Source organism: Pseudonocardia asaccharolytica DSM 44247 = NBRC 16224, from assembly GCF_000423625.1.
Taxonomy (GTDB): domain Bacteria; phylum Actinomycetota; class Actinomycetes; order Mycobacteriales; family Pseudonocardiaceae; genus Pseudonocardia; species Pseudonocardia asaccharolytica.
Window position 1 is genome coordinate 83,190 of record NZ_AUII01000020.1, and the last position, 6,435, is coordinate 89,624.

Annotated in this window: 7 protein-coding genes; 5 read left to right on the forward strand and 2 right to left on the reverse strand. The window is 69.7% G+C overall.

Annotated elements, in window-relative coordinates:
* Window position 1 precedes the first annotated feature (1 nt).
* Together G567_RS0118155 and G567_RS0118160 are read left to right on the forward strand one after the other, a co-directional pair.
* Window positions 2-1,411, forward strand: a complete 1,410-nt coding sequence (locus G567_RS0118155) for a glutamine synthetase family protein (RefSeq protein ID WP_028931101.1) — start codon at window positions 2-4, stop codon at window positions 1,409-1,411.
* 38 nt (window positions 1,412-1,449) lie between these two features.
* Window positions 1,450-2,427, forward strand: a complete 978-nt coding sequence (locus tag G567_RS0118160; protein ID WP_245585694.1) for a PDR/VanB family oxidoreductase — start codon at window positions 1,450-1,452, stop codon at window positions 2,425-2,427.
* A 277-nt stretch (window positions 2,428-2,704) separates the two neighbouring features.
* On the opposite strand, the gene G567_RS0118170 is transcribed toward G567_RS0118160, so the two are convergent.
* Window positions 2,705-2,947, reverse strand: a complete 243-nt coding sequence (locus G567_RS0118170; RefSeq protein ID WP_028931103.1) for a hypothetical protein — start codon at window positions 2,945-2,947, stop codon at window positions 2,705-2,707.
* Between the two features lie 63 nt (window positions 2,948-3,010).
* Between G567_RS0118170 and G567_RS0118175 the strand changes: the two genes are divergently transcribed.
* On the forward strand, window positions 3,011-3,466 hold the full coding sequence (locus G567_RS0118175) for a universal stress protein (protein ID WP_028931104.1): 456 nt from the start codon (window positions 3,011-3,013) through the stop codon (window positions 3,464-3,466).
* Window positions 3,467-3,872: 406 nt separating this feature from the next.
* Here G567_RS0118175 and surE read toward each other — a convergent pair whose 3' ends face one another.
* Entirely contained in the window at window positions 3,873-4,652 is a 780-nt protein-coding gene (surE, locus tag G567_RS0118180) for a 5'/3'-nucleotidase SurE (RefSeq protein WP_028931105.1), read from the reverse strand.
* Window positions 4,653-5,301: 649 nt separating this feature from the next.
* On the opposite strand from surE, the gene G567_RS0118185 reads away from it, so the two are divergent.
* On the forward strand, window positions 5,302-5,736 hold the full coding sequence (locus G567_RS0118185) for an STAS domain-containing protein (protein WP_028931106.1): 435 nt from the start codon (window positions 5,302-5,304) through the stop codon (window positions 5,734-5,736).
* Between the two features lie 238 nt (window positions 5,737-5,974).
* The coding region (locus G567_RS29715) for an STAS domain-containing protein (RefSeq protein ID WP_037057612.1) at window positions 5,975-6,435 on the forward strand (461 nt) is incomplete at its 3' end.

Consider the following 6,435-nt stretch of genomic DNA (forward strand, 5'->3'; position numbering starts at 1 on the left):
CGTGGGATTCATCGAGCGGCACGCGCTCTACTCCGATGATCAGCGGGTGGCCGCCAAGGATGTCCTCGAACGCGTCGAACGTGAGCAACTCGACGTGGTGCGGGTGGTCTTTGCCGATCAGCACGGGCTGCTGCGGGGTAAGACGGTGGCCGCAAGCGAGTTGGGCACCGTGCTGCGCGACGGCTTGACGATCGTGTCCACGCTGCTCTCGAAGGACACCTCCGGGAAGACCGTGTACGCGGCATTCTCTCCCGATGGCGGACTCGGAATCGCGGAGATGGCCGGCGCCGGCGATATGGTCATGATTCCGGACCCGACGACCTTCCGGGTTCTGGAGTGGGCGGGTCGCACCGGCTGGATCCTGTGTGACCTGCGGTTTGCCAACGGCGAACCGGTACCGCTGTGCACACGCGGGCTGATGCGCCGCGCGGTGGAGCGAGCGGCTCGTCTCGGGTTCCTCGTCAAGACGGGCGTCGAGATCGAGTTTCATCTCTTCCGCGCCGGCCCGGACGATCGAGCGGGCGATGGGCTGCTCAACACCGGCTACCAGCTGCTCTCCGAGGACCGCCTCGACGCCCTCGGGCCGATTGTGACGATCTTCAGCGACTCGTTGCGCCGGCTCGGCGTGCCGCTACGGTCGATCGAGATCGAGTTCGGACCAAGCCAGCTCGAGGTGACCCTCGGTCCCGAGATCGGGATTCGCGCGGCCGACACCGTGATCCTGCTGCGCAGCGCGTTGAAACAGATCGCCCGGCGCCACGACCTCCACCTCACGTTCATGTGCCGGCCGCAGATCCCGGAGGTCTTCTCCAGCGGTTGGCACCTGCACCAGTCCCTGCTCCGCCCGGCAGGCGAGGGGCCGGTGAACGCCTTCATCCCCGAGCAGCATGAAGCGATTCTGTCCACGCTGGGGCAGCATTATCTGGCGGGTCAGCTCCGGCACGCCCGTGCGGCCTCGGCGTTCGCCGTTCCGACGATCAACGGGTACAAGCGTTTCCAGCCTTACTCGATGGCCCCCGACCGTGTGCTGTGGGGGAGGGACAACCGCGCGGCGATGCTACGGGTGACCGGTTCGGCGGCCGATGGCTCGACGCACCTGGAGAATCGGGTCGGTGAGCCCGGCGCGAATCCATATCTGTACATGGCCTCGCAGCTGATTGCAGGGTTGAACGGGGTCGAAAACAAATGGGAGCTCGAGTCCGCCGCGGACGAACCTTATGAGACCGATGCGCCACGGCTTCCCGCCACGCTGGGTGAGGCGATCGATGCTCTGGCTGCTGATACGCAGTTCGCGCGGGCCGTCGGAGAAAAGTTCGTCGACTACTACATCGGAATCAAACGGCACGAGCTGAAGCGCTTCCACTCGGCCGTGACGGACTGGGAGCAGAACGAGTATTTCGGGCTGTTCTAGTCGACGCGGCGAGTCCGGTAGAGGCAGGTGATATCCATATGGCCGACGAATGGCATTTTGGTGAGGGCTGGACCCCCATGCTGGTCGAGCAGATCCGCAGCGAATCGCGGAACATCGTGAGCGTCACCCTGGTCGATCCCGATGGACAGGCGGTGCCCGCATGGGAGCCGGGGGCGCATATCGAGCTGTTGCTGCCGTCCGGACGGATCCGGCAGTACTCGCTGTGCGGCGACGACCAGGACAAGACCAGCCTGACCGTCGCGGTCCTGCATGAACCCGCGGGGCGGGGAGGTTCACGCGAGGTGCACACCACCGCCCTGGTCGGATCGCAGATCGGAGTGCGCGGCCCGCGAAACAACTTCCGCCTCGCCCAGGCGCATCAGCACCTTTTGATCGCCGGCGGCATCGGCGTCACCCCGATCGTGGCGATGGCCCGGGCCCTGGAGCGCGCCGGCGCGGACTGGCGACTGGTGTACCTCGGTCGCAGCGGCGAGATGGCTTTCATGGCCGAGTTGCGGGATATCAACCCCGGCCGAGCCGACATTGTGGAGACCGACCGGAGCGGCCGCCCCGACCTGGCCGCGTCGATCGCCGGCCTCCACAGCGGTACCGCAGTTTACTGTTGCGGGCCGGCCTCGCTGCTCGCCGATGCCACCCGCCTCTGTGAATTGGCTCCGGCCGATCTGATCCTGCGGACCGAGCGGTTCGCCGCGGCTTCCTCCCCCGGCCCGGCGGCCGTTGCGGGTGACGAATCCATTGAGGTCGAGCTCGCCAGGACCGGTCAAACCGTCACCGTTGCACCCGATCGCTCGATTCTGGAGTCCGTCCGCGACGTGCGTCCTGACGTCCCGTCGTCCTGTGAAGAGGGCTATTGCGGAACCTGCGAAACCCGAGTCCTCGAGGGAACCCCGAATCATCGTGATGACGTGCTCGGCGCGGCGGAGCGGGAAAAGGGCGACACGATGATGATCTGCGTGAGCCGGGCCCACACCCCTCGGCTGCTTCTCGACCTATGACGGCGCACTCGCGATCGGTGGGGACGGCCACGGGCTGGCCTGGAACGCGTCGGTAGCGGCCGCTTCTGGGCGATCAGCCGACGGGCACGGTGAACGCCCTTCCCGCATTGACCGACTGCACACCGATCAGCCGTCCGGCGCGGCCGAACTGGTCCAGCACCGCCGACCAGGACCAGGGGCGTGGCCGGCACGGGAAGCACCGCCTGGTGGTCTGGGCCGAGTGCCGGCCGATGGATCACGAGCCAGACGGTGAGGTGGGCCGCGCGGGCCAACTCCATCAGCCGCTGCCAGTGCCGGGCCGTTTGCCGAGCGCGACCAGCACGTCCCGGGCCAGCATGGCCAGGCTGTCCGTACCCGGCGTGGGGTGACGGATGGCCACCCCGCCAACGAGGTCATGCAGCAGCGCGAACCGGGTCAGCTCGACGAACCGGTCGGCGAACAACGCCAACGCCGTCGGAGGAGCATCCGGCCCGAACAGCCGACCATCGGCGACGCGTGAGCCGTGGGTGTAGAACGGCAACCCGGGCAGGAACTCCTGATCCAGGCAGCAGCGGGTATCCGTAAGCTCCGGCGAACCAGGAGGATGGAGGACAACATGTTCAGGACCGTCGTCTGGGCGAGCGATGGGTCGGCGGCCGCGGAGCGTTCGCTACCGTGGGCGAGGGGTATCGCACAGAACAGCGGTGCCCGGCTGATCGCCGTTTACGTGAACGAGGTCGGGCTCGGTAGGGCCGCCGCCGCGGTCGCGGACCTTCACGACGAAGGGCAGGCAGCGGTTCGACGGGCGGTCGAGGCTCTGCAGCAGGACGGGATCAACGCCGAGTTCGTCACGGGCAATGTCATGGTCGGTGGTGTGGCCCAGGTGATTGCGGATTTCGCGCGGGACGCCGACGCCGACCTCATCGTCACCGGCACTCGCGGGAGGAACCCCCTCGTCGGCCTCCTGGTCGGCAGCGTCACACGCCGCCTGCTCGAGATCGCACCGTGTCCCGTTCTCGCCGTGCCCTCGACGCAGCCACGACAGAGCGGCGATTCCTGACTGAGGTGCCGGGCCGAGTCGCCGCCGGCTGCTCGTTTGGCTCGCGCGCGAGGTTGAGCAGGCGGCGCATCCCGCGCCCTGATGTGGTCCGGCCGGGTGGAGGTCTGCCCGTGGCGGGACTGCCGGGGCGCGCCTTGTGGCGCCCCTGGCCGCCCGCCCCTGTCCCGCCGGAGACCGGTCGGAGAACAGCTGCTCGTGGTCACCGGACGTCGGGTCGACCTGGCCGCCGCCGGCCTGGACGCGGTGGGGATCGACCCCGACCCGCGCACGGTCCCGGTCGATGAGAACCTGCGGGTGACCGACGGAGCGTGGGCGGTCGGCGACGTCACCGGCCGTGGCGCGTTCACCCGCGTCGCCCCTATCAGGCCGACCTCGCCGCGGCCGACATCCTCGGCCGACTGCGGCGTCACCCGCCCAGTGCCAGCCGCTCCAGCACGCCGGGACGCTCGCGCAGCGGCGTCAGCTCCGTCAGGGTCGGGTGCCCGGCCGCGAGCAGCGCGACGTCGGTGCCCGGCTCCGGCGGATCCTCCAGCTCCCCCACGGTCGCGTGCAGGCCGCCCCCGCCGTTCTCCTCGATCCGGTGGGCGACGCACACCTGCACGATCCCGAACCTGGCCAGCCGCGCCTCGCGCAGCTCACGCAGCGCGGCGGCGGGACGGTCGGGGACGTTGAGCGAGAGCACGGTGCCGGCCGGGGCGGCGAGCAGCCCGGTGAGCACCGGGGCCAGGACCGCCACGGCGGTGTCCCAGTGCAGCTGCTCGGGCGGCGGCCAGGCCGTCTCCAAGGAGACCGCGAGCCCCCGCCAGCCGTGCCGGGCGGCGGTCAGGGCGGCCCCGACCGTGCCGGAGTGCAGCACGGCGTGCCCCACGTTGGCGCCGACGTTGATCCCGGACAGCACGACATCGGGCACCGGGTCGAGCCACCCGCGGCCGGCCACATGCACGATGTAGGCCGGGTGTCCCTCCACCGCCCAGGCCTCCACCCCGGGCAGTCCCGGCAGCTCGCGGGCGTGCACCTCGGTCCGGGCGCCGTCCCGCACCGACAGCACCGAGGTCCCGACCCCGCTGGAGTCGAGATGCGGCGCCGCCACCACCACCTCGAGGCCGGCATCGCGCGCGGCCGCGGCGAGCGCCCACAGCCCGGGCGAGTCGATGCCGTCGTCATTGGTGATCAGAGCGCGGGCCACGCCCCCACCGTAGGAGACAGCGCGGGCGACGCGGCCGACGTCACGCATTCGACCCCCACTGCTCGGGCCCGCGGCGCCTGCTGGGCCTCGGCCTGGCGCTACCGAGGCCCGATCCTCGGTCGATCGTCCTCCGGCGAGGAAGCGCAGCTCTCTCCGCTCTCGACCGCGTGTCGCCGCAGGTCAGGCCCCGCGCATCGCGACAATGCCGAGGGCCCTGGCTCGACATTCAGAACAGGCCCTGGCCGGACATTCAGAAGAGGCTTTGGCCGGACATTCAGAACAGGTGTTACCCGCAGCCGGGAATGCAGGAAGAGCCATGGTTGCGAAATCTGGAGTCAATGGGAACGCAATACGGCTGTCACTTGATCATGTATCCAAACCCGATTCCCGGTGGTTGATAGACAATCCTTACGCCCGCCGCCTGCCAACTGTCGCATGATGTGGGGCCTGGCGGGCTCCTTCCAGGTCAATGGCTCGATCCGGCCCCCCTCAAGGGGTTGCGGGTGGCTACCGTCTCATTTAAAGTGACCCGTGGTTGGAACCACTAGCCGAGTTGGCCAGCGTGCTCGGGCGGCAGTGGTTGCTGATCGCAATCTCTCCCATTCCGCTCCGACCATGCCGCGATGGATCCGCCGAGAGGAGCCAGGAAATGGGAATGCTGGACCACCACGAGCGGCGCACAATCGGAAGCACGAACAAATGGATCATCAGTTCCGTGCAGCCTGACCGCGATCATGCGTTGCTCACGGTGACCGGCATGCTCGATCAAGAGTCGGCGGCGGAACTGCGCCAGCGCGCGACCGGGCTGCTCGTCGCCGGCGCTCGGTATCTGGTGGTGGATCTGTCCCAGGCATACGGCGCCCACCCGGGGATACTCGGGTTGCTCGCCGCGGCGAGTCGCCGGCTCACCGCGCGTCAGGGTTGGCTGAAGCTGACCGGGGCGGGTCCGGCAGTCATGGAGAAGCTCGATGAAGCGAGCCTGTCCGACCTGTTCACGATCTACCGGGCGGCTACCTGCCGGGGCGACAATGGCGTTGACGACGCCTCCGGGTCCGAGTGCGTCACGCGGCATCCCGTCGCATGAGAATCCGCCTGCGTTCCGCACGAGCGGATGAGCAGGCACATCACCACCAGGGGGTGTGGCCCTCCGCGGGGCGCCGACCAGGCGGGCGCGACCGGGCGCCATCCCTGCCGATTCAGCACCGCGGGTGTCGGGCGAGCCGCCGCGCCGGGCGTGCCGGGCTCGAGGGGATGGGGCCCGGCCCACCCGCCGTCATGACGGGCAGGAGCCCGGAGAACCTCACGCTCGGCAGGAGGACACGATGCACCCCGTTGACCGAATCCCCTCCACGCGGTCGCCGCTGTCGGTGCTTCCGTCGCCCCGGCACGATCCCACCACGACCGACGAGCCGGACGAGCTTCTCGATATCCGGTTGCACGCCCCCACCCCCGCAGCGGTGATCGTGTGGGCGGCGGGACGGGTGACCGGCACGACCGCGCCGCAGCTGGCGCTGCGGACGGGCCAGCAGTTCCACCGCGCGCCGCATGTGATCCTCGACCTGTCGGGGGTCGACCACCTGGACACGGACGCCCTGGACGTTCTGGGCGGCCTGCCCGAGCGCGCCCGCGTCGCGGCGACACGGCTGCACATTGCCGGGGTCGAGCACGAGGCGCTGGCCGCGCGCCTGCGCCGTGTCGGGTTCGGCGAGCACCTCACCCCGGCCCCGGCGGCCGCGGTCCTTGCCGGCCTCGACCGGCCGGGGCGGCGCCGGGGGCGGGAGGT

Bases quoted from the DNA above. Each gene is read 5' to 3' on its own strand.
- G567_RS0118160 (WP_245585694.1), top strand. From the start codon at position 1,450: ATGGCCGACGAATGGCATTTTGGTGAGGGCTGGACCCCCATGCTGGTC.
- G567_RS0118175 (WP_028931104.1), top strand. From the start codon at position 3,011: ATGGAGGACAACATGTTCAGGACCGTCGTCTGGGCGAGCGATGGGTCG.
- G567_RS0118185 (WP_028931106.1), top strand. From the start codon at position 5,302: ATGGGAATGCTGGACCACCACGAGCGGCGCACAATCGGAAGCACGAAC.